Source organism: Caproicibacterium sp. NSD3 (assembly GCF_053613275.1).
Genome location: NZ_CM132119.1, coordinates 1013863 through 1036253, shown reverse-complemented (window position 1 = coordinate 1036253; position 22391 = coordinate 1013863). Strand labels below are relative to the sequence as shown.

Sequence of the window (22391 nt, the reverse complement as noted above, 5' to 3'; positions counted from 1 at the left end):
CAATAGTACCTTTTTAATGCGTAAAAATTTTCTAGTGCAATGAGCTGTTATTGTAAGGAAGAAAGGTCAGCGCATTTTGCAGATTTTACAGATTTCAGTTCATACACAATGTCGGCCTGATGGGCCACCTCGGGCGAATGCGTGACAATGATAACACATTTATTTTCTTCTCGAGCGAGACGAAGAAAAATATTCATTACTGCATCTTGTGTTTCTCCGTCAAGATTGCCGGTAGGCTCATCAGCTAACAGAATATCCGGATTGTAAGATAGGGCCCGCGCAATGGCAACGCGCTGCTGTTCTCCGCCGGAGAGTTTAAGTACCCTCCGGTTGGACTTTGCTTCGTCCAGCTCTACTTTATCTAACAGATTCATAGCTACCTCACACCGATTTTTGATCTTCATGCCCGAGATATCCATAGACAATTCCACGTTTTCTACAGCAGTCAATTGTGGAAGAAGATTAAAGCCCTGAAACACAACGCCTACATATTTGCTGCGATAATGATAACGGTCAATGGTAGTAATGTCTTTGTCCTGAAAAAGGATCGTACCGCCAGTAGGTTCCGTCAATCCGGATAGCAGAGACAGCAAGGTGGTTTTTCCAGCGCCGGATTTACCCACAATGGCGTATACTTTACCTTGTTCAAATGTATAGGTGATATCCTTGAGAATAGGATGTATTCCGTCGTAGGAATAGCTAAGGTCTTTCAGTTCCAATATACTCATAATAATCTCCTCCTTTATGTCCGGTTGGTAAGGATTTTCAAAGGCTCATAGCGCAGTATGAAAATTACGGCGACAAGACTGGAAATCAAAGTAAGCAATACGCCAATTCCCAAAAGCTCCACAACAACGGTCAGATCAGTAGCCGATTGTACGCTGCTGATATAATTGGTGACACTTTTTCCAGTTTGTCCGGAAAAGCCAGAGGCCATTGTTCCTTCGCCGGTTGCATTGGCAAAAGCGCCTGCCTGCCCATTTTCCATTTGTCTGCCGCGGCCAAAATTCTGCTCTACACGGCTTGACTGTGTCTGTTGGGAAGCGACCTGTGACGCCAACAGTGAATTGGTAACGGGGAGCGAAACAGCTGCCCCGACAGCAGTTCCGATAATAATAGAAACCAAAGTCACCGTAAATAACTCGGTTACAAATTGTAGAGCTACCTTGCCCTTTTTCATACCGATCGCTGTCAGCACACCAACTTCGTATTTGCGTTCATGAATGTTGAAAATGTTGAGTACAATCAGGACGACCCCGCCGACCAGTAACACAATTAGAAGAAAAATACCGGCAAATTTGCTGAGATTTTTGAGTGGTACCAGACTTTGTTCATAGTTGTTTAAATCGGTGGAGGAAACGGAGTAGTCATCCGATAACCCCATATCTTTTACTTCGTTCTGAAAGGATTCGTAGGCGGACACATCGTTAAATACATAAGTACCAGAAGTTTTAGTACGTAATGCAGTGGTAGAAGTAACCCCGGTGCCCTGATTGGTAGAGGTTTTCGCTGCTGATGTTGATTGGGTAACAATACCATTCATAGTTCCAGTGCTAATAATAATCAAATTAGCCGGATCGCTGGAAGTAGAAAACTGCATCATAGTGTTGGTGGATTCCGTATCGCTGTTGTTATAGATACCCGCGATAGTAAACGTATATGTTTCGCCATCGTTGTTTGGATTGGTAATCGCAATGGTGTCCCCTACGGATAAATTGTTGAGCGACGCTAATTCATCTGAAATTAAACAAGTATTATCTGCCGCTGTCAAATCAATCATGGAACCATCCGTAATAGAGCTGCTATTCTCTTGAAAGTCTGTCATCGCACTTTCGCTGCTGTATGCGGTAAGCGAAAAGTTTCCCTGTGTGCCCATCCCTTCCGGAATATTTCCACTCATCTCTTTTCCCCCGCGGACATTCTGACGATTTTCTGTCGAGGAGGATGCGGAGGAATTGCTTGAATTTTTAGAAGATGAAGTATCCACAGGTTCAAAAGAGTTGTTACTTGCATTGACCGTGCTGGAGATATTGTAATAGAAACTCGAAACAGATGGAGAGGATGCATAAGTCTTTAGCTCATCGAGCGTCGGCCCTTGAAGCGACGAAAGCTTCGAGCGAATATCTTCACTCGAAGTGCTGCCAGAGGATGTAGAGTTTTGTGCATTCTGGAATAAAGATTCACGATTAACAGAAATTTGCCCGGTAATTTTTAGGTTGTCCAAGCTTTGAGATTCCACTTTAGATGCCGCTTGTCGGATAGACAAAGCCACACAGCTGGAAACAGCAATCACGAGCACGATAATTCCAACCAAAATATTGCGGCCCTTGGAGCGTGCAATGTTTCGCAGTGCGTTGCGAACAATATACATGTTTTTCATCTCGCCTTTCAGGCGCGGACAAATATCGTTCGTCCGCATTTTTTATTTAAAAACAGTGTACGGTTGTTTTGTGGTGCTCTCGTGAGAAGGTTATGAACTTTAGGTGAATCCAATTAAAGCGCTACATCAATTATAAAATATTGTGATCCTTTGATGTGAATATAGTTCACATTTCGTGTTGTTATACATTACCCACACTTTTTGCAAGATGGTTCCAAAATGCTCAAAATTTCATGTTTTTTGCCTTAATAAAATGGCATAAGAAAAGCCACGTTGTTTTTCCAATAAAGATATAGGTCTCAGAGCAGTCATAAAGTAAAACGCATAAACTATTTGCAGGCTAACCCTGTTCTCTTGACAAAATTCTGGTTGCGTGCTAATATGAAGTTAGCTTCATATGAAGTCCGCTTCATGTTAGTGAAAGGAAGTTTCCCATGAAAACGCGAGTAAAAGAGCTCCGCACCGCAGTCGGATTAACCCAACAGCAGTTAGCTAACTTGGTCCATGTTTCTTCACGGACCATTATTTCTATCGAAACAGGACAGTATAGTCCTTCTCTTCTGCTGGCATATCAGATAGCGCAGATCTTTGAGACCACCGTGGAAGATTTATGCTGTTTAAAAGAAAATAAGGAGTTGGAAGATAAACAATATGAAAACTTATAACAAAAAGTCTTTTATTTCTTTTAGGCTTAGCACCGTTATTGTGCTGTATTTTTAAAACATTCGATATTAAGTCGGTTTTGCTGATGGTCGCATTGTTTCTCTTCGGAATGGTTGAAATACGGAGAAGTACCTCCTACCAAATGTCAAAGCAAGATAAGATTGATGATCTGGATGAAAGAAACCGTTTGATTCGATTGAAATCGAAAAGCAAAGCATTTAATGTTACACAGACAGTTTGTTTTATCTTGATGATTGCTTTTATGTTTCTAGGCACTATCGCAAAAGAACTGCTTCTTACTTACGCTGGAGTTGAGCTGGCCTTTGGTTTCAATATTTCGATGATAGCTGAGATTATCTCTAGTATCTATTATGAAAATCACACTTAAAGGGGGACAAATTTTATGCCTGAAAAAAAAGATCTGCCGAAGATAAAAAGTCAAAGTAACTTTGTATATGCCTGTATAAGTACAATTCTGGCCATCGTTTGTTTGGCAGGGTTGTTCATAAAATTCGAATGGCGCTTTTTGATTACTGGAATTTTTCTAATTGTTCTGGCCACGGTAAACTATTCCGTTGCCTTTTCACGAAAAGGAGTTTTGGAGCATCTTGCAGACAGTACTGATGAACGGGATATCTACATAACGATGAAAAGCAGTCGATTGGCACTAAAATTATTGAATTACATTCTATGCGCAGGTTGTTTTATCTGCTTAGCTTTGTATGGAGTATTTAAAGTACAGATTTTTCTTATTATTTCACTGACTTTATGTGTTGTGCTTTGTATATTATTTATTATTGCGCTGCTTGTTAACATTCATTACGAAAAGCATAGCTAAAACACCACTACTTTTTAGATTATCAGTTAATAAATTGATAAAGAATAAGCTCACTGAGAATTTTTCTGAGTGAGCTTATTCTTTATTTAAATCAATGTGGATACATTTTCATTGACAGCGTAACACAAAACATATTTTAACTTGCACATTTTTAAAATTTATCATTATTTTGTGTGTTCCTTCATTAAAGGACGGCATAAGAAAAACCGCATCAAAAAGCCTATATTGGGCCTTCTGATGCGGCTTTTCGCCTCTTAAAATCTGGTCGAGGTGACTGGATTCGAATTATTAAATTCTGAAATAAAGCAAGCAGTTGATGGCACAGAACTCCTTGTTGATACTGTGCCATCTTTCATCTTTTTATTCCTCAAGCGTTGAACAATGCGCATTATACATCCTTTTGGGTATGATGATTCCTCCTTACTGTAGTTATCATCCTATATCAAGGTGGATTTAGAGTTTCCTTATTGTCAAGTCTTACTGCTTCGGTTCATTCTGGTAACCGAGAGATTGATCTTATTTTGCAGTGAAAATAATCCGAATGTAATGGTGTCTTGGCAAATTATATGGTAGAATATGATGATTAAAGTCTTCACATTATGAAGAATAGGAGGCCCTTATGACCATTCAACAGCTTCGATGTTTCCTTGCTGTGGCTAAAACCCTGAATTACACTCAGGCAGCACAGGAGGTATTTGTTTCTCAGTCCGCAATCAGCAAGCAGATACAGATGCTGGAGCAGGAGCTTCAACTACAGCTGTTCCGGCGAGATCACCATTCGGTGGCATTGACACCAGCCGGTGCGTTTCTGGCAGAACAGGTCAGTACGCTACAACGGCAGATGGACAAGGCAGTGGAGTGCGCTCAGGCTATGGCCACCGAGTCTCAGGTTCAGTTCAGGCTGGCAGTACTTCCGTTTCTTGACATAAAGCGCATTGCCCCTAGCCTGTTTGATGACTTCGTCCAAGCCTGTCCCGGTTGCAAATTAGATATTGTGTCCTTTCCGCTAGAGGAGCTACTGGATGCTTTCTACTGCAAGCAGGTCAATGCTATTTTGATTCGTAGCTTTGATACTGTCAAAGGATGCTCTTTGGTGCGTTATCCCATTTCAAGAGGCAAGACCCTCATCTATTTCAGCCGGAAGATGTTTCCTAACCGAGAGGAGTTTTTGAATCTGCGGCCCCAGGACTTCAACGGAACCACCGTATTCCTCCAGACACATAGCCGCTATGATTACAGCCATCGCCCCAATGTCTTTCGGAAAAATTACGGGTTTCTACCTGGAGATATCCGCTATGTGGCCTCCTGGGACACAATCATCTCTCAGGTCTATCTTGGGTATGGCGTCACATTGGCTGGCCCCAGCTTTCGAATCACCCGAGAGGAAGATTTGCTCAATGTACCCACCTATGGGAGATGTAGCGATAGTGGCATCGATGTAGTATGGTCCACTGACCAGAAAAATCCCAGTCTTTGGGCATTCCAGCAGGTCATCCGTCACATGAAACGTCTCAATGTCAGCGTAGAATAAGCGCTTTTTCTATTCATCAAATTGATGCGGTAATTCCTTGCAGGAATTACCGCATCAATTTATTTATATTTCACAAAATAAGTCCTTGCAATTATAATAAAAAGAGCAATATTGCTTAACTGAATTTTGGAGGTGATGAAATATGACCTATCTGGAGTCTGAACAGCGTGAAGTCCGCCGCTGCCGAGATAAGCCCCGGGCTGTGTTGGAGGCTGACATCTGTATTGTCGGCAGTGGTATCGCGGGGATCTATGCGGCGCTGGCCTCTGCATCAATGGGGCGTCGTGTGGTGTTGGCTGATGGAGCATCTCAACTGGGTGGACTGACATACAACGCCAACATTGGGTCATTCTGCGGCTTTTATTCAAGCGGGCCGGACTGGGACAGCTGCCGTCCGCTGACGCGCATTTTTGCGGAGGATATGTTTGCTGAGCTCAAAGAACAGGGCGGTGCATTCCCCCGCTATTCTTCTCAAACCATCGTAGTTCCCTATTACGACCTGTGCTTCCTGCGCTGGGCTGAACGAAGAATGCAGGCGCTGGGCGTGCAGGTGCTGCTGGGGAGTCTCGTCAACAGTGTTCACCGAAAGGGCCGACGGCTGACAGAAGTGCAGTTTCTCAGTCGATATGGTTCGGTTTGTGTCCGGGCAGAGTCCTTTGTGGATGCCAGCGGTGATGCAGCGCTGGCCTGGGCTGCTGATATTCCCTGCCAAGAGAGCACCACCGATGTTTTGGGCTCTCAGGTGTTTCTGATGGGAGGCATCGACTGCGTCGATCTGCCGACAACGGTGGAAATCAATCGTCGCGCTGCTGAGGTAGGTAGAAAATACGGATTGGAGCGGCTCAAAGGTGTCTTCTTTTATATTCCGGTACACGGTGGGATGCTCTCGGTCAACATGACCCATATTCCCACGCCCATGGATCCGGTGGCTGCATCAGAGATCACTCTTACCGGAAAGGATATGAGCGATCAAGTGGCAGCATTTCTAAAAAAAGAATTTCCCAAGAACTTCGGTCATGCGGAGATTATCAAGTATGGGGAGACCGGCATCCGACAAACCCGATCGGTTGCGGCAGTGCATCGGCTGAGCACCCGGGAAGTCCTGGAAGGGACAGTGTTTTCTGATCGTATTGCCCGATGTGCGTGGCCCATTGAGCTACATAATGAGAGTGAGGGATATATTTGGCACACCTTTTCTGAAGACCACATTCACTATATTCCCCTCTCATCGCTACTCTCACCAGAATTGGACAATTACGCGGCGGCGGGTCGGTGCATTGACGCAGACACAGCGGCGCTGTCCAGTGTTCGCGTAATGGGGCCCTGTGCGGCCACCGGAACTGCAGCGGCATATGCACTGGCCCTGGCAGGGAGCAACAGTGTCCACCAGATTGATGTTGCCAAGCTGCAGCAGCAGTTGGCTCCCAACCTGCAGAATTGAGAAGATTTGAAAAGGAGTTTTCTTTATGGCTGACAAAAGGAAATTGTATCGATTTGACGAAATTATCACCAAGGTGCCAGAACCGAAGCCCGGTCCCTTAACGCTGACCGGCTTATTTTCGGTGTCGCTGGGCTGTGTGGTGGGCTCGGGCTTGGTCACACTAATTGGGCCTGCCATGAGCTATACCGGCTACTCCGTGTGGCTGGCCTATTTGGTAGCAATCCTAATGGGCATTGTGATGACACTTCCAATCGTTGTCACCTCAAGCTGTGTTCGTGTCGGCGGCGCATTTTACTCGCTGGCCTCGGACATTCTGGGGCCGCGGTTCGGCGGTGTCATCGTATATGCCACATTTTTCACACCAGTCCTCTACAGTGGCTTCTGCCAGGCACTTGGTATGTATCTCCATCAGATATTCCCGCAGTTCACCGCCCAGCAATACACCATCGCCTGCATCATCGCTCTACTGATTATTAACCTCTTCGGCCTAAAACTGTTTGACCGAATCAGCAAGACCATGGCTACGTTACTGCTGATTACGATGTCGTTGTATATTGTCTGGGGCCTACTCCATATCAATCAGCCGCTGTTCGATTTCAGTGGAAAGAATATGTTTTCTGGTGGAAGCTCTGGCTTTGTCCAGGCAGTACTGCTGCTGGTAACCTCATGTCAGGCGTACTATACAACAATCTATTACGGCAAAGATGCCAGACGGGCTACCTGCGATATTCCCAAGGCTATGCTACTGACGATTCCCTGCATCATCATGGTCTACTGCGGTCTGGCCATGGTTTCTTCCGGTGTATTGCCTTTCGAGGAGGTGTCCGGTTCCTCCACAATCCTGCCGGCAGCCCAGCATCTGCTGCCAAACATCCTCTATATTCTCTTCTTCATCGGCGGCCCACTGATGGCCATTATCACTACCATTAATCCAATGTTCAATAACTTGCGCTATGGCTTTGAACAGGCAACCATCGACGGGTGGTTTCCCAAGTCCTTGATGAAGCACAACCGCTATGGTATGCCTTGGATTATCTATCTGGTCTACGCTGCTATTCTGCTTATTCCCAATTTGTTAGGGCTGAATATTGTGATGATTACTAACATCTATCAGTTTCTGTCTTATTTCACCTATATGACTGTGATTTACTGTGCCTTCCGAATTCCATCCCGGTATCCGGATGCCTTTAAGCAAAATCTATTCCACCTGAATAAGCCAGCCATGTATGTGATCTGCACCTTGAGTGCTATCGCCTACACCATCGTGTTCATCAAAGCGGCTATCAAGATCAGCCCCATCTGCCTGCTAATTGCAATAATTTTCGTTATTGTAGTGATTCTGGTCAGTAACCACCTCATCAAAAATAAAAAGTTACATATTGTCACATCTGTGTGGCCTAGCCCGGCCGCTGTTCAGGATGCTGCTGTTGAAAACACCGAGTCCCATTGAATAATTTAAATACTGGAAAGGATGATATTTTATGAAAGAATATCGTAGCAATCGCTATAACATTCCGGTTCGAAAAGCCATGTGGTACGCTCTGGGGAAGTCAGAGGAGGACCTTTTAAAGCCGAAGATTGCCATAGTCAACTCCTCCTCCAACTATGCGGTCTGCTTCAGCCACCTTGACAAGATTGCCAAAGTGACAGCCCAGGAGGTGGAAAAGGCCGGTGGTCTGCCCTTTGAGGTGCGCACCACAGCCCCGGTAGACTTTCTCTACACTGGCCATGAAAATGGTTATATTTTAGGCAGTCGGGACCTAATCTCCTACGATGTAGAGGCATCTGTGGAGGGCATGAATCTGGATGGTATAATTTGTCTGGCTTCGTGTGACAAGACCCTGCCTGGCCAGCTAATGGCCGCTGCCCGATGCAACGTTCCTACCATTGTTATCGCTTGCGGTTATCAGCCCTGCGGCACCTATAAGGGTAAGCACTTCGATATTGAGGACTTGTTTATCCAGGCTGGCCGGAAATCGGTAGGGAAGGTCACTGACGAGGAGATGGAGGAGATGATCCGGGCAGCCATCAAGGGTCCCGGAGTCTGCCAAGGAATCGGTACTGCCAACACTATGCATGTGGCTTGCGAGGCTCTCGGCTTCTGCCTGCCGGGTTCCACACCGGTCCTGGCTAACAGTCCGGCCATGTGGGACACTGTCCGCACAGCCAGCCGACGAATTGTGGAAATGGTGAATGAAGATCTCAAACCCAGGGACATCCTTACACCGGCTGCGTTCGCCAATTGCGTCAAGGTAGTGCTTGCTGTTAGCGGCTCACTGAACGCTATGAAACACATCCAGGCTATAGCCCATGCAGCCCATAGCGATGTGGACGTCTTCAAAATGTTTGACGAATTCGCCGGCAAGATTCCTCTGCTTACCGGCATCCGACCCAACGGCAGCCACTTCATTGACGACTTTGATGCCGCCGGTGGCACGCTGGCACTGATGAAACAGTTGGAAAGTAAGCTGGACGGCGAAGCCATCAATGTCAACGGGAAGAGTGTGACAAAGAATCTGAAGGATGTTGTGGTCCGGGATGAGGAGATCATTCGCCCGCTGGATCGTCCGCTGAATACCCGTCCGAGCATGGTAATCCTCCGGGGTAATATGTGCGATGCTGGTCTTATGAAACTGCAGATTGACGATACTATTAAAACCGGTTACTTCCGCGGCCCTGCAAAAGTCTTCGCCAATGCTGCACAGGTCACTGAAGCTCTGAATCAAGATGCCATCGGCAAAGGTGATGTGATTGTAATTCGCGGTCTGGGCATCACCGGCACACCCGGTATGGGTGGTCCGCGGTACTCCCTGTTCGCGGTGGACGGTAAGGGTCTCAGCGGTGATGTGGCCATGATTACCGATGGAAATGCCTCTGGTCTCTGTAATGCAGCACTGATGGTCACCGATGTGACACCGGAGGCCGCTGCCGGCGGCGTGATTGGCCTGATTCAGGATGGTGACATGATTACCATTGATGCATCCAAACGGCTTTTGCAAGTGGATGTTTCCAACGAGGAACTGACCAGGCGCCGGGAAACCGCTCCGAACTATTACAAATGCGGCGAAGAGGGCTGGCTGAAAATCATTCAGGAGCGCGCCACGCCACTGACCGAAGGCGGTACTACTGATGGAACGAATAGAGAGCCGTTGAAAGCAAAAGATTTCCACCAATCATAATTCCATTTGCCCATGCGGTATGAAATAAATTCCTATTGGCTCGCGTCGAACTGAGCCGAGATTGATGATATCAACTGGCGCCCCGGAAATCAGTAGATTTCCGGGGCGCCACATTCTGTGAAAATACTCTTATAATAAAGCGCAGACGCTGTATTTACGTAGCGGAGCTTGAAGTTAGCGAAAACGGAAAAACCGGTAATGCGCTGAACCTGTTATGGCTGAAAGAGTAACCATTCCGTGTCCATTCATGATTAATTTTTACTTATAAAGAGTGGACATTGGGCGAATAATTAAAAGAATAATAAGTTAAAGAAAAACCGCATGAGCACTGGATTTTTCAGCATTCTTTGGGCTTCTTTTCTTTGGAGCAGGAGAGGGGAATCAAACCCCCATTCAAAATTTCTATACGAAACATGGCGCATTACTAAATTGCTACTCGAAGTGGCTACGCCAAATTGCAATAAAAGGACTTTTCTCCTCAGCGAAGAAACTGAATGTTTATAATAGGCAGCTAAGTCAATATTCTCATCTCAAGTACTTTTTGTTCACTACATGTATTACCTTTGCCCCCGCTACATAATCCGTGATGTCCTTCACCAACATCGGAATAATCACATCACCAATATCTGCAGTTCCTCCTCCGATATGTGGGGTGACAATAATGTTTGGATTACAGAGTAGTGGGTCATTAGCCAGAAGCGGTTCATTTTCCACCACATCAAGACCTATACCTGCAAGTTTTCCACTATTCACCGCTTCTACCAATGCCTGATCATCTACCAATCCGCCTCTTGCGGTGTTAATTATGATTGCACCATTTTTCATCATTGCAATTTCTGTCTTTCCAATAATATGATGGTTCTCTTCTGTCAACGGAATATGAAGTGTTATAATATCTGAGCTCTTGATAATCTCTTCCAATGGTTTATATGTCAGATTATATTCCCTTTCCATCTCAGGCTTCAATCTGTATAAATCATAGTATTGTGTAGATGCACCAAACGCCTGAACCTTTCTTGCTACCTGGCGACCAATATTACCTGCTCCAATAATTCCTACTGTTTTATTATTCAAAGTAAATGAGCTGTTGAGAAATGTATTCTTTGTCCACTCACCCTTTCGCAGACTGTCTTCGTGGCAAAGTAGTTTTCTGCCAACTGCCAGCATAAGAAGGGTTGCTAGTTCTGAAACAGCGCCTGCATTTGCCCCTGGAGTATTCGTGACAAGTACACCATGCTCTCCTGCCGCCTCAATATCCACTGAATCAAAGCCTGCACCCCAGCGAAGTATCATTTTAAGGTTGGTATTTCGTTCGATTACCGCTCTCGGAGCTTTAAAGATTCTAAGAATGATAATTTCCGCATCGGTCATCGAATGATAGGTTTCCTCAGTATTCACTTCAATAACGTCGAATGTTTCCTGCGGCAGCATTTTTTTTATTTTATCATATGTGCCTGTTGGATATTTTCCCGCAAGAACAACTTTCATTACAGCACACCTCCCAAATTTTCTTGTGCCAGTCTGTCTGCTGTATCACGGATCAATTCATCTGACGGATTTTTTTGATTTACTGCAGATACTTCAACAATCAGGTGAAACAGATTGATTTTCTTTTCTTCCGCAATCGCTTTAAACTTTTTTACAAAGCTTGAATGGCATCCCGAAATTCCCAAAGTCAGATCGAGTGGCGTAATCGGATTATGATAACTGTGCTTTTCCATAGCTGGCTGCAATCTCGTATCAATAAAATTGAGCATCCTATATAGATCAATCTCTTTCATTTGACCATATCTCTGCATCATACCTACACACACTTCTGTTGCAAGGTTTCCGGCACTTCTTGCCATCCCCATCAATCCGCAATCAAGAATTGCAGCACCATTCTCGTATGCCGCAATTGCGTTTGCGGCGGAAAGTCCAAGATTATTGTGACAATGAAATGCTACCGGTATGGAAACAGCTTTTACCAGTTTCTCTGTATACTTAGCCACCTGATCGGGAAGCATGGTTCCTGCAGAGTCCATGATCGTAATTTCATCCAATCCTGCCTCCTCCAATGCTTTCGCTTCCTCAGCGAGTTCCTCCGGACTTAAAATATATGCTTTCATAAAAGAATAAAACGCTTTCAGATTTCTCCGTTTGATTGCCCGAATCGGATCAATTGAAATCTCCAGTTCTCCAGCATCAGCGCCTACTCTTAAAAATGATAATCCTCTCTCTTTTGCAAGATCTACATTTTTTTCCCGATATCTTTTTGCATTAAGGAACATCCCTAATTCAGATCCACGTTTCAGATACTTATCTGCAATATCCAAATATTCCACATCAGTTAGCGCATTGGTAAAGCCAGCGACCTCATAAGCTCCAATACCACCGGCATTGCCGAACTCGATGATTGGAACACCACAGGATGTCAATCCATCCAAAACCATATCTGTGATCTCTGCGTCAAATCCTTTGCCTACGACATTTGCCCCATCTCTTAATGTACAATCCATCAGCTTTACGTTCATTTTTTTCTCCTTATTCTACAATTGATTAAAAAAGGTTTTGAAAATTTTTAAATCCTTTTTTAATCAATAGAGTTTCGATTTCGTTTACATTGCCAAATACCGCTTTTTCAAAGCGATTTTCGTAGTTTTCCATTCAAAATTTTCGCCTAAAATTAGTTGCCTTTTTTAAGTCTTGCACAACGCATGGTACTAAAGTCTCGGTAAACTAGCTCACCTTCAAAAACAGTAATCATTGGAACGAGTAGTTCATGTCCCACTGTTGTGCTACCACACACATCGGTGAATTCAAAATTCCCCGGTTGTCGGTAGAAAGCGGCAATATTTGCGCGTGCTCCTTCTTTTAGGCATCCAATACTTCCTTTCATTCCCATTTTTCTAGCTGGCGTTGAAGTACAGCAGGCAAGGACCTTTTCAAACGGTAGTCCGAGTGCCAAAAAGCGCGACATTAGGTATGGTAACGACCCCGCTGGTTCGTAATTATAAGTTTTCCTTGTAAAATCCCCGGAAATAATATTCGGTTCAATTCCCAAGTTTAGAGCTGCCTTTGCACAGTCGTGTCCAAAATGGCCTTTTCCACAAGCTGACTCAAGGATAATCCCTTTCTTTACCGCCCTTTTTATTTCTTGTGAAACTTGTCCGTTCTCAAGGATCCCTTTTTTAGGGGTAAAGACATGGCAGAATATATCTCCTGGACGGAGAATATCAATTAATTCCTTTAGATCCCCCTGAAAATCAGGAATGTGAACGGAAATTGGGAGGTTACATTTGTTGGCGATTTTAATACCACGACGAAGAGATTCAAAGCTGGTTGTTTGACTTCTTTCTGCAATCTCCGCACTGATTCTAAGTTTTAGTCCGATAATTAGGCCCGAATAATCTCGACATATTCTAAGAATTTTTTCTTCGTTAAAAAATTGAGGATTAATATTTTCATCGTGATCACCGAGACAACTAAGGCCTTCCGAAGAAAGATTGAGATACAGTCTTACATTCCTTCGTTCTTTTTCAGACAATAAATGTATAAAGCTCTCGATATTTGAATCCCCTGCGCTTCCCGCATCAACAGCATTTGTCACGCCGCTAGAAAGATAGCGATAAAATTCCAGCGCGGTGTTGGTTCCACCACTATAAAAATGCGCATGAAAATCAATAAGCCCCGGAGTAACTGTTAAACCGCAAAGATCTAATTTCTGAAGGGATTCGCCGTCGATTTTCCCTATTCTGACGATTTTGCCGTCTTTGATGGCTACATCTCCACAGCAGCCATTTAAATTATTTTGTGGATCCAACAGATATCCGTCTCTGAGAATAAGATCATACATATTTTCACCCTCATCTTCTCTTATAAAATAAAATATTTCTAGAACTTGTATCTACACCACAGCATATATAAATCATTTGCCGCAATGCAGATACAAGATCTTGTCCAATTATTTTGATACCTCTTGATTCTGCACGGGCGATGAGCTCTTTCCGTTCAGTATATCGCTAAATTTTCTGTCCGAATGCCAGAAAAATACACGAGCAACCACAAGGAACACAACCAACAGTGCTGCACTGATGCCAAGGATTATCCATGGTGAAAGCGAGAAACACAGCGCCGGCATAATCATAATATATGGCAGCGACCATGGATAGCATAATGCCGCAGAAGCAGCTGCTGATTCTTGCCCGGTAGTTTCAAACTTTGGATCAACAACGCGAAGTAACATTAAGCCTGTCGCCAAGACACCGCTCTCGAGGCCATAGCTCCCCAAAGTACGTTCAAACCAGTCATCATCAAATACTTTCCATCCAAAATAAAAGTTGACAATCAGGTTAACAATAATCATAACGACAATGGTAACAACCAACGGAACCAAGTAAAGCGAAAATACTTTTACTGAAAGTGTGGCAATTGCGGAGCAAACCAGAAAATCCAAGGCCACACCGGAGATTCGATTAATAGTCAGTCTGTCAATGTAATGACTTAGCCCAAGCTTTTTCATCACAAAAGAAAGGAAAGCTCCACTGGCCATCGCACAAGCAAACATTGGAATATTGCTCAAAATTGGATGAATGGCAATCAACACATTAGAAAGCAACCTCGCCATCACCAAAATCATACCTACGAAAGCCAGCTGAAAAGCTAGTGGGTCAAGTGCGTCATTATAAGTAGCACCAAAACCAATTGGGGTTCTTTCAGATACCGGCACAATTCCTTCTTTGATAGATTGAGGAACATCCTGTGGCTTAGACACCAGTTTTGCATAACCGCGGCGAACGCCAATGTTAATTACAACCATTCCGATAATAATACCAGACAGTAAACCTGCAGTTGCCATTGTGTTGGCAACTGCTACGCCATCGGCCCATCCTGCTGCTTGCAATGCAGCGCCAGCTGCATTCGCTGTGCCATGGCCTCCATGGAAGCCATAAACTGGCGTTAGACCAAAAGCAAGGGGAAGGTTCTTATAGAAAATCATCATAATCATAGTAAGGACAAGCCCAACCACAACCTGAGTTTGGTGTACAATACCGCCCACTGTTACGGCTGATAAAGCCGTTCTACCAAATTTTTTATTCGACTTTGTACCAAAAAAAGAAACGCCCAAAACAATATTGACCAATTCGCCAGGCCATTTTGAAATAGTAGATCCGATTGGCAAGCTGAACGGCAAAAAATGTCCAAGGACTTGTGAGCTAAGAAGCAAACCGCAGATCCCACCTAAAAGAGATGCTGGAATATAAACATTCTGAAAAAATTTAATTTTTTTCCTGAGAAAAATTCCAAGAAGCAAAAGAAGACTTAAAACTCCCAAGTCGGACAAAACCGTACTGATTTCGCTCATTTTTTAACCTCATTTCTATTAACTGTTGACTCTTTTAACTGAAAAACATCATTTTCTAATTCGTATTTCTCTTATGTAATTTTCACGCCTCCCTTCTGAATCATAAAAATCATTTTCATCTAGATAATAATTTTCATTGGCTGACCACTCCTATCAATATTATTTATCTCAAGCATTTGCTGCTTTATATGTATAAATTTTCAGAATATTTTTGGATATTTTTGTACTACTTTTTTTCTGACTTTATGATATCATTATAGCGTCTTAATTGGAAACTGATTTTTATATGGCTTGGTGACAGTCATTTGATTGTGATTAAGGAGGACTTATGAATTTTCTAGGATTATCTTATTTTTTAATTGCTGCTGAGGAAATGAACTTTACGGCTGCCGCACAAAAGCTCTTTATTACACAGCAGTCATTGAGCAGTCACATTAAAAAACTAGAAAACGAATATCAGGTCAAACTTTTTGAGCGTAAACCTAAACTAAAGTTAACACCTGCTGGTGAACGTATGGTCGAGTATTCATCCCGAATACTTCGTATGGAGCGAATGATGCGCTCTGAGTTCTCCGAAATTTCCTTAAATGCATCAGGGACTTTGATCGTAGGCTGTTCTCGTCTTCGCGCGAAATATATTTTCCCAGAAATCTGGAACGAATATCGGAAATTCTATCCTAATATTGAACTTCGTGTTGTAGAGGGATCATCTGCTACACTGGAATCCTATTTGGAAGATAGAAAAATTGATATATGTATCAGCCTGAATATCTTAGATCAAAGCAGCATTTCTCTTGAAAAACTGATTCCCGAGAAAATTTACTGCATCATCAATCGTGAACTTTTTAAAAATCGTTTTGGAAGCCGAACAACTGATATGCTGAAAAAATTCTCTTCAGGAATTTCTTGTGAAAATTTAATAAAATTTCCACTGATCATGCAGCCTCCAACAAATATCATACGAAAAATCACGAATCACTATTTTGAAATTGAGGATATTATCCCAAAGCCTGTTTTTGAGAGCAATGATACAGAAATGTTGTTCAACATGTGCGTATCTGGCAGTGGCGTTATTTTTCTTTCTTCAACTGGTCTTTTTCTTCCGCAATCTTTTTATCATCATAGTTTGGAAAGGGTTTATGTATTTCAATTTAAGGATGCCACTGTAACTCCGGTTATTGCATGGCCTAGCGATCCGCCTTTGCCTCATTTCTCCAGAGTTTTTGCAGATATTAGTCATCGGATATTTCTGGAATCAACCAGAAAAGTTGAAAAAATCTCATCAAATATACTGCAGGCAAACTTTAGACAAACATAAAAGCCTCTTTAGAATTGCTGTTAAGTCAATGTGATTACTAACTCAACAGTAAATTCCAAAGAGGCTTTATTTTGAAAATCTTCTACCGTGTCTATGTATGCGACGGTGACTGGCTACCGGGGGTAACCGGACATGATATCAACGACGATAGTAACGGTCAGGAGATTGACGTGCTGAAAGTATATTATTACTCTCCTGCTAACTGCACCCGCTTCCTGGATTCCTCGGCCGGCTAGTGTCGATGTTAAAAAGCAAAGTCGATTCTCAGGTGCCAGATGACGCCAGTGATAAAAAGTAAATATCTACACAAAGCGATCCCCCAGCCGTCCTTTTTATTAGGACAACTGGGGGATTCTTTGTTGTTAATTCGTCTAATTACTCCATTTTAATTATGTTGAATCATGACGAACTTTCGTACAAAGTGTTCCATTTTATGGTATTTAAGAGTATTATTAACGCGATAAATAATTTTGATAATCTGTAAAAAGCATATCGTGCTATTAAAACATAAAGATAAGGAGAATATAATTTGGGAAAAAGACAACACTATGTTCCTCAATTTTATCTTAAAAACTTTTCCGATAAGAATCAAAAATCAATTGGGTTATATCGGTTTACAGATCAAAAGTTGATTATAAATGCATCGATAAAAGATATTGCCTATCGTAATAATTTTTATGACGAAGATAATTCGATTGAAAACACTCTAACAAATATGGAAGGACGTTGGAATGAAATATTAAACGTTTTTATTGGTAAAAATATACCAGCAGACACCATGAAATGGGTTGAAAAGGAAAAAGATGAAATAGCATACGACATATTTCAACTCTTTGCTGTTACGGAGGCACGAACAGCACAACAAGGCGATTCTGTGTTTAAAATGATAAAAACTATCGAAACTAAAGTTGGAAGCGAAATGCCTTCAGATAATTATAATCGATACTTTGGTTCTATGCCCGAATTGAAAAGACATCCAAGCAACGTAAGTTTGAGCATAAGCGGTAAATCAATACCCTTTTATGGAGGACTTGATCTACTTGTTATATATAACACATCTAATATAAAATTCATCACATCAGATGCCCCAATATTTAGTATTAATCCATACTACCAAAAGCGAAAATATAATAATAATTTTGGATTACGTTCTATGGGATTACAAAAATTCTTGCCTATAAGTGGAGATGTATGTTTATGCTTGTATGATAGAAATACATATATAAAAAGAGGTAAGAGTCCCTTGTGTTTTATCCATTCAGGACATACGATTAATATTTTGAATCAACTTTCAGTTAAGAATGCGTATGAACAAGTCTTTTTTAGTGTAGGCGGAAATGAAGAATACATAAAGACTCTATGCCGATGTAAAAAGAGTGCTGACAACCATAGTAGAGTGAAATTCTGGGGAAAAGACAAGCCTGTACTTATCCAAGCATACAATGAAAATATTCGTTCATCTTTTTTATTGCCTTGCTTAACAATTAAAAAATCTTCCATGCGAATAACGTTTCCAAAAACGGGAGACCTTATAAGGCCCGAAGTACAATCTTTATACATAAAAAACATATAACAAAAGCCTTGCTACGAAAAATTTTTACATTGCAAGACTTTATATTTTGTTGAAGAAGTTCTTGACAATTTGTCTCTGGTATTCATGTTTTTATGCTTTTTTATATTGTCGACGGAGCAAATTAGAACACTTTTGACTTTGTATTTAAAATTTTCCAATTAAAAACGATCACCATCAACTGTCTTCTTTCTGGACGGTTGATGGTGACTCTTTTTCTATGTGAAATTTTTATTGTGAATATAATTCACGTTTTACCATCCATTTTAATTGTTTTTAAATTACTGGCATATTTACTGGCACTTTTCTCAAAGTAGCTCCAAAATGCTCAAAATTTCGTGTTTTAGTCCCTATAAAATGGCATAAGAAAAGCCGCACCAAAAAGCCTTATATCGGCTTTCCAATGCGGTTTTTCGACTGTTAAAATCTGGTCGAGGTGACTGGATTCGAACCAGCGGCCTCTACGTCCCGAACGTAGCGCTCTACCAAGCTGAGCCACACCTCGAAAAAGATAGCCCCAAAAATTCTGGGGCTCTTTGGCTGCGGAAGAAGGATTCGAACCCTCACAAACAGAGTCAGAGTCTGTCGTGCTACCTTTACACAATTCCGCAATATTTACTGGAAACAGCGATATTTATTATACCAAATACTAGGGGATTGTCAAGAGGTTTCTCGATATTTTTTGCGTTTTTATTACAATTACACCAATTCCCCTTTTAAATCAGTAAACAAAAAAGGCTTGCTATCATTATTTAGCAAGCCTTTTTATGATCGATCGGATTCTTTTGAATCCGCTACTTTTCCCAAAGGACAAACTTCAAACAAGCGATCAAAATAGCCTCCATCATGCAAAGATAAGAATTCATCTCCGGCGACAATAATATGATCAGCCAGGGTTACTTCCACTGTACGGAGTGCATCGCGTACCGCCTCCGTTACCTGCAAATCCTCTTTTGAGGGCAAAATTGCTCCGCTAGGATGATTATGTGCAAGAATTGCAAATACCGCATCATACTGCACAGCCATTTTTACAAGAGGTTTCATATAAATTGCCGATGCAGTTACGCTGCCCTTTGTCAAGATTCCGCACCAACGCATTCGTTGATTGCTGTCTAGCAGCATCATCTGTACGCATTCTTCCTTCATACCTTGAAAACGATTTAGAAAAAGGCGTCCGGCTTCTGCATAATTATAGATTCTTGGCGCCTTGGAAGCACTAATCTGATAACAGCGATAAAAATCGGGAAGCTGTTTAAAGAAAGTAATCGCTACTTCTCCAATTCCTTTCACCTTGCGCAGTTCCTGCTCCGGAGCATCCAACACGCCGGCAAGAGAGCCAAAGCGTTCCAAAAGGCGATGAGAAAGTGCATTGGTATCGCTGCAGCGTTCACAATAAAAGAGCATCATTTCGAGTACTTCATGCTCTGCAAAACCTTCAATGCCTTCCTTGCGATACCGCTCCCGCATTCGTTCCCGATGACCTACATGAGGGTTTTTAGGAGGTGTTTTCCCGGTCATTTCATTTTCCGGCTGCCCGGTTTAACAGGTTCACCGGCTCCCTCCTTACAAAGCGGACAACCTTCCGGCGCCCAGTTTGGCAGATCCAACTGTAAAGCGCTGGCAACAACAGGTAACGGAGAAGTCCCTTTACTACGATCCACCACACAGGCAATTCCCAAAACGACTCCACCGTGATCTTCAATGATTTTTGCCGTTTCCAAACTGGATTTTCCGGTCGTCACAACATCTTCCATGATGAGACAGCGTTCTCCCTCATGAATTTCAAAGCCGCGGCGCAGCGTCATGATATTATCGACACGCTCGGTAAAGATGGCACGTTTTCCGATCTGACGTCCAATTTCATACGCATAGACGATGCCGCCCATGGCAGGCCCAACTACGACATCTACATTCATCTTTTTTAGCTTTTCTGCTACAGGTGCCAAAACTTCTGCTGCTTTTGCCGGATATTGCTGCAGTTTTGCCATCTGGCAGTATGCATTAGAATGTCTACCGGAAGACAAGAGAAAATGTCCCTCAAGAAAGGCGCCGGTCTCTTTTAATATCTCGGTGATCTGTGCCTCTGTAATCATACGCTCATACGCTCCTTTATTCGATTTTCTATTTCTGATTTTTCATTATATCCTACTTTCTCCCTTTTGAAAAGTTTTTTCCTCATTTTATCCTTTTTCTTATTTTTTTCATGTGGTATGATAAAAGAGTATTTCGACAAAAATATTTCTGTCGATCGATATCGAGGAGGAACTTTATGAAAAGTGTCACCATTCAGAAAAATGATGCGGAACAGCGGCTGGATAAATTCTTGACCAAAACTTATCCGAATCTGCCGCAGTCCATGCTTTATAAAAGTATTCGAAAAAAGGATATTAAACTCAATCGCAAACGATGCGAAATCAGTACCCGCCTAAAAGAAGGCGACGTTTTGGAAATGTATCTGAAAGACGAATTTTTCCAGCAAGCCGAACAGCCTTTTGATTTTCTGAAAGCTCCGGATAAGCTAAAGATTCTTTATGAAGACCAAAATTTAATGCTGCTCGATAAAAAGCCGGGTCTGATCGTACACCCTGACGAACATTATCATTTTGATTCTCTGATTGCCCGTGTACAGCATCATCTCTATGCTACCGGTGAATATGACCCAAGAGGGGAAAACTCCTTTGCACCGGCTTTAATTAATCGAATTGACCGAAATACCGGTGGCATCGTAATGGCTGCAAAGAATTCAGAATCACTGCGTATCATGAATCAAAAAGTAAAAGATCGGGAATTAACGAAACTATATTTATGCCTTGTTTATGGTCACATGAAGAAAAAAGAGGATACTCTAGAAGGATACCTGCAAAAAAACGAATCTCAGAACCGCGTTTATATCAGTAATAAACCGCTTTCGGAAGGAAAAATGATTCGTACCCGCTACCGAGTTCTGGAGGAAGCACCGGAAGTTTCGCTTTTGGAAGTGGAACTTCTGACCGGCCGCACCCATCAAATTCGTGCTCATCTTGCAAGCATCGGTCATCCACTGATTGGAGATGGAAAATACGGAACCAACACAATCAACAAACGGTTTGGGCTTCCCTATCAGGCTCTTTATTCCTATAAACTTCGATTTGATTTTTCAACAGATGCCGGTATTCTGAATTCTTTAAATGGACAGGAATTTACAGCTTCGGAAATCTGGTTTCTTCAAGACTTTGAACGCTGGAAAAAAAGAAAGAAACTCTAAGAAAATATTAAAAAGGGACTGATTTAAAATCAGCCCCTTTTTAGTGCTACAACGTTTTTAACGATTAAAAGCCAAATGGCTCCGTTTTAGTGCCGAACGGATCGCCTCAAAAAGCGGAATTGCTACAACATCGGCAATCGCTGCATTTACAAGCGTTACCGCTACTTTTACACCCATAATATATTTAATTGCATCTTCCGGATTTCCAAGAAGGATTGCTTCCAGCCAGCCATGCCCCAAATATAGCAGGCACTGCGCAAGAGATCCAACGATCGCCGCCGGAATGATTCGTTTTAAAGTCGGCTTCCGATCTCCACGAACGCCCCATGTAATCAGTCCTGTAATAAATGCCATCAAAAACTTCAACGCAAAAGTAACTAGACTGGAATCTGCCCAACCGGTGAGCAAATCATAAAAGAATCCTCCGATTCCTGCCGCAAATCCTCCGTAGACCGGTCCAAGGATAAGGCCTGCCAAAACACAAAAGACATTTCCAAAGCCGACCTGTGCTTTCGTACCCATCAAAGGAAATTTAATGCTGAGGAAAAAGCCAGCCAAAACAACCGCCGCAAGCAATCCCGTAAATGCAAGATTGCTGGTCATGTCTTTTCCTGTGATATTATATTGAAGATTTCTCAAGGAGACAGAAGCAATCAGCAAAAATACCGCGATCAGCCCCAAAGGCAGCGCCAGCCAAATCTGCATCATACTTCCCGCAACAGCTGCTCCAATCGCAAATAGAGCCGCCATTACATACCCAATTAAAGTCTTCTTTTGTGTTTGTGCATGTCGTTCCATGTTGTTCTCCCTCATTTCCTGTTTTGGTTCTTTACTTTCCCCTACTAGAATGGTACTATTATATGCGGTAACTGTACTTTCAGAA

At 42.6% G+C, this 22391-nt stretch carries 19 protein-coding genes and 2 tRNA genes; 10 read left to right on the top strand and 11 right to left on the bottom strand.

All coding sequences use genetic code 11. The features are described 5' to 3' along the window. Positions 1 to 47 precede the first annotated feature (47 nt). Together ACVS9P_RS05145 and ACVS9P_RS05140 are read right to left on the bottom strand one after the other, a co-directional pair. On the bottom strand, positions 48 to 728 hold the full coding sequence (locus ACVS9P_RS05145) for an ABC transporter ATP-binding protein (protein ID WP_452104557.1): 681 nt from the start codon (positions 726 to 728) through the stop codon (positions 48 to 50). 14 nt (positions 729 to 742) lie between these two features. Continuing rightward, positions 743 to 2371 carry an ABC transporter permease gene (locus ACVS9P_RS05140; RefSeq protein WP_452104556.1) on the bottom strand — a complete coding sequence of 543 codons (1629 nt, stop codon included), beginning with the start codon at positions 2369 to 2371 and terminating at the stop codon, positions 743 to 745. A gap of 443 nt (positions 2372 to 2814) precedes the next feature. On the opposite strand from ACVS9P_RS05140, the gene ACVS9P_RS05135 reads away from it, so the two are divergent. The 7 genes from ACVS9P_RS05135 to ACVS9P_RS05105 all read left to right on the top strand — a co-directional run bounded on the left by ACVS9P_RS05135 (position 2815) and on the right by ACVS9P_RS05105 (position 10032). Next, a complete protein-coding gene (locus ACVS9P_RS05135; protein ID WP_452104555.1) occupies positions 2815 to 3045 on the top strand; it encodes a helix-turn-helix transcriptional regulator in 231 nt (76 codons plus the stop codon). Positions 3046 to 3185: 140 nt separating this feature from the next. Further along, positions 3186 to 3431 (top strand): hypothetical protein, encoded by a 246-nt coding sequence (locus ACVS9P_RS05130; RefSeq protein ID WP_452104554.1) that lies wholly within the window; start codon positions 3186 to 3188, stop codon positions 3429 to 3431. A gap of 15 nt (positions 3432 to 3446) precedes the next feature. Then, positions 3447 to 3881, top strand: coding sequence for a hypothetical protein (locus ACVS9P_RS05125; protein ID WP_452104553.1), 435 nt, complete (start codon positions 3447 to 3449; stop codon positions 3879 to 3881). Between the two features lie 619 nt (positions 3882 to 4500). Further along, the gene (locus ACVS9P_RS05120; RefSeq protein ID WP_452104552.1) at positions 4501 to 5412 is read left to right on the top strand and encodes a LysR family transcriptional regulator; all 912 of its coding nucleotides are present in this window, start codon (positions 4501 to 4503) and stop codon (positions 5410 to 5412) included. Between the two features lie 142 nt (positions 5413 to 5554). After that, positions 5555 to 6853 carry an FAD-dependent oxidoreductase gene (locus ACVS9P_RS05115; RefSeq protein WP_452104551.1) on the top strand — a complete coding sequence of 433 codons (1299 nt, stop codon included), beginning with the start codon at positions 5555 to 5557 and terminating at the stop codon, positions 6851 to 6853. Positions 6854 to 6878: 25 nt separating this feature from the next. Then, positions 6879 to 8303: an APC family permease gene (locus ACVS9P_RS05110; RefSeq protein WP_452104550.1), complete on the top strand. Its 1425-nt coding sequence runs from the start codon at positions 6879 to 6881 to the stop codon at positions 8301 to 8303. A 31-nt stretch (positions 8304 to 8334) separates the two neighbouring features. After that, positions 8335 to 10032 carry a dihydroxy-acid dehydratase domain-containing protein gene (locus tag ACVS9P_RS05105; protein WP_452104549.1) on the top strand — a complete coding sequence of 566 codons (1698 nt, stop codon included), beginning with the start codon at positions 8335 to 8337 and terminating at the stop codon, positions 10030 to 10032. Positions 10033 to 10557: 525 nt separating this feature from the next. On the opposite strand, the gene ACVS9P_RS05100 is transcribed toward ACVS9P_RS05105, so the two are convergent. The 4 genes from ACVS9P_RS05100 to ACVS9P_RS05085 all read right to left on the bottom strand — a co-directional run bounded on the left by ACVS9P_RS05100 (position 10558) and on the right by ACVS9P_RS05085 (position 15376). After that, positions 10558 to 11520: a 2-hydroxyacid dehydrogenase gene (locus tag ACVS9P_RS05100; protein WP_452104548.1), complete on the bottom strand. Its 963-nt coding sequence runs from the start codon at positions 11518 to 11520 to the stop codon at positions 10558 to 10560. Further along, complete coding sequence (locus tag ACVS9P_RS05095) at positions 11520 to 12545, bottom strand: 4-hydroxy-2-oxovalerate aldolase (protein WP_452104547.1); 1026 nt, start codon at positions 12543 to 12545, stop codon at positions 11520 to 11522. The genes ACVS9P_RS05100 and ACVS9P_RS05095 overlap by 1 nt, the downstream gene beginning before the upstream one ends. A 152-nt stretch (positions 12546 to 12697) precedes the next feature. Beyond that, complete coding sequence (locus tag ACVS9P_RS05090) at positions 12698 to 13867, bottom strand: TatD family hydrolase (protein WP_452104546.1); 1170 nt, start codon at positions 13865 to 13867, stop codon at positions 12698 to 12700. Positions 13868 to 13975: 108 nt separating this feature from the next. Next, positions 13976 to 15376, bottom strand: coding sequence for a sodium/glutamate symporter (locus ACVS9P_RS05085; RefSeq protein ID WP_452104545.1), 1401 nt, complete (start codon positions 15374 to 15376; stop codon positions 13976 to 13978). Positions 15377 to 15704: 328 nt separating this feature from the next. Between ACVS9P_RS05085 and ACVS9P_RS05080 the strand changes: the two genes are divergently transcribed. Continuing rightward, positions 15705 to 16694: a LysR family transcriptional regulator gene (locus ACVS9P_RS05080; protein ID WP_452104544.1), complete on the top strand. Its 990-nt coding sequence runs from the start codon at positions 15705 to 15707 to the stop codon at positions 16692 to 16694. A gap of 529 nt (positions 16695 to 17223) precedes the next feature. After that, a complete protein-coding gene (locus ACVS9P_RS05075) occupies positions 17224 to 18267 on the top strand; it encodes a DUF4238 domain-containing protein (RefSeq protein ID WP_452104543.1) in 1044 nt (347 codons plus the stop codon). A gap of 425 nt (positions 18268 to 18692) precedes the next feature. Here the strand turns inward: ACVS9P_RS05075 and ACVS9P_RS05070 are convergent. The 4 genes from ACVS9P_RS05070 to pyrE form a co-directional block, all read right to left on the bottom strand. Further along, positions 18693 to 18769, bottom strand: a tRNA-Pro gene (locus ACVS9P_RS05070). A gap of 32 nt (positions 18770 to 18801) precedes the next feature. Further along, positions 18802 to 18875 (bottom strand) — tRNA-Gln (locus tag ACVS9P_RS05065). 154 nt (positions 18876 to 19029) lie between these two features. Next, positions 19030 to 19782 carry a JAB domain-containing protein gene (locus ACVS9P_RS05060; protein WP_452104542.1) on the bottom strand — a complete coding sequence of 251 codons (753 nt, stop codon included), beginning with the start codon at positions 19780 to 19782 and terminating at the stop codon, positions 19030 to 19032. After that, entirely contained in the window at positions 19779 to 20357 is a 579-nt protein-coding gene (gene pyrE / locus ACVS9P_RS05055) for an orotate phosphoribosyltransferase (RefSeq protein ID WP_452104541.1), read from the bottom strand. Before pyrE ends, ACVS9P_RS05060 begins: the two co-directional genes overlap by 4 nt. A 176-nt stretch (positions 20358 to 20533) precedes the next feature. On the opposite strand from pyrE, the gene ACVS9P_RS05050 reads away from it, so the two are divergent. After that, positions 20534 to 21508 carry an RluA family pseudouridine synthase gene (locus ACVS9P_RS05050; protein WP_452104540.1) on the top strand — a complete coding sequence of 325 codons (975 nt, stop codon included), beginning with the start codon at positions 20534 to 20536 and terminating at the stop codon, positions 21506 to 21508. Positions 21509 to 21565: 57 nt separating this feature from the next. On the opposite strand, the gene ACVS9P_RS05045 is transcribed toward ACVS9P_RS05050, so the two are convergent. Then, positions 21566 to 22306, bottom strand: a complete 741-nt coding sequence (locus ACVS9P_RS05045; protein WP_452104539.1) for an ECF transporter S component — start codon at positions 22304 to 22306, stop codon at positions 21566 to 21568. Between the last annotated feature and the right edge of the window lie 85 nt (positions 22307 to 22391).

Coding starts and splice junctions, on each gene's coding strand:
- ACVS9P_RS05145 (WP_452104557.1), bottom strand. CDS start 728: ATGAGTATATTGGAACTGAAAGACCTTAGCTATTCCTACGACGGAATA.
- ACVS9P_RS05140 (WP_452104556.1), bottom strand. CDS start 2,371: ATGTATATTGTTCGCAACGCACTGCGAAACATTGCACGCTCCAAGGGC.
- ACVS9P_RS05135 (WP_452104555.1), top strand. CDS start 2,815: ATGAAAACGCGAGTAAAAGAGCTCCGCACCGCAGTCGGATTAACCCAA.
- ACVS9P_RS05130 (WP_452104554.1), top strand. CDS start 3,186: ATGTCAAAGCAAGATAAGATTGATGATCTGGATGAAAGAAACCGTTTG.
- ACVS9P_RS05125 (WP_452104553.1), top strand. CDS start 3,447: ATGCCTGAAAAAAAAGATCTGCCGAAGATAAAAAGTCAAAGTAACTTT.
- ACVS9P_RS05120 (WP_452104552.1), top strand. CDS start 4,501: ATGACCATTCAACAGCTTCGATGTTTCCTTGCTGTGGCTAAAACCCTG.
- ACVS9P_RS05115 (WP_452104551.1), top strand. CDS start 5,555: ATGACCTATCTGGAGTCTGAACAGCGTGAAGTCCGCCGCTGCCGAGAT.
- ACVS9P_RS05110 (WP_452104550.1), top strand. CDS start 6,879: ATGGCTGACAAAAGGAAATTGTATCGATTTGACGAAATTATCACCAAG.
- ACVS9P_RS05105 (WP_452104549.1), top strand. CDS start 8,335: ATGAAAGAATATCGTAGCAATCGCTATAACATTCCGGTTCGAAAAGCC.
- ACVS9P_RS05100 (WP_452104548.1), bottom strand. CDS start 11,520: ATGAAAGTTGTTCTTGCGGGAAAATATCCAACAGGCACATATGATAAA.
- ACVS9P_RS05095 (WP_452104547.1), bottom strand. CDS start 12,545: ATGAACGTAAAGCTGATGGATTGTACATTAAGAGATGGGGCAAATGTC.
- ACVS9P_RS05090 (WP_452104546.1), bottom strand. CDS start 13,867: ATGTATGATCTTATTCTCAGAGACGGATATCTGTTGGATCCACAAAAT.
- ACVS9P_RS05085 (WP_452104545.1), bottom strand. CDS start 15,376: ATGAGCGAAATCAGTACGGTTTTGTCCGACTTGGGAGTTTTAAGTCTT.
- ACVS9P_RS05080 (WP_452104544.1), top strand. CDS start 15,705: ATGAATTTTCTAGGATTATCTTATTTTTTAATTGCTGCTGAGGAAATG.
- ACVS9P_RS05060 (WP_452104542.1), bottom strand. CDS start 19,782: ATGACCGGGAAAACACCTCCTAAAAACCCTCATGTAGGTCATCGGGAA.
- pyrE (WP_452104541.1), bottom strand. CDS start 20,357: ATGATTACAGAGGCACAGATCACCGAGATATTAAAAGAGACCGGCGCC.
- ACVS9P_RS05050 (WP_452104540.1), top strand. CDS start 20,534: ATGAAAAGTGTCACCATTCAGAAAAATGATGCGGAACAGCGGCTGGAT.
- ACVS9P_RS05045 (WP_452104539.1), bottom strand. CDS start 22,306: ATGGAACGACATGCACAAACACAAAAGAAGACTTTAATTGGGTATGTA.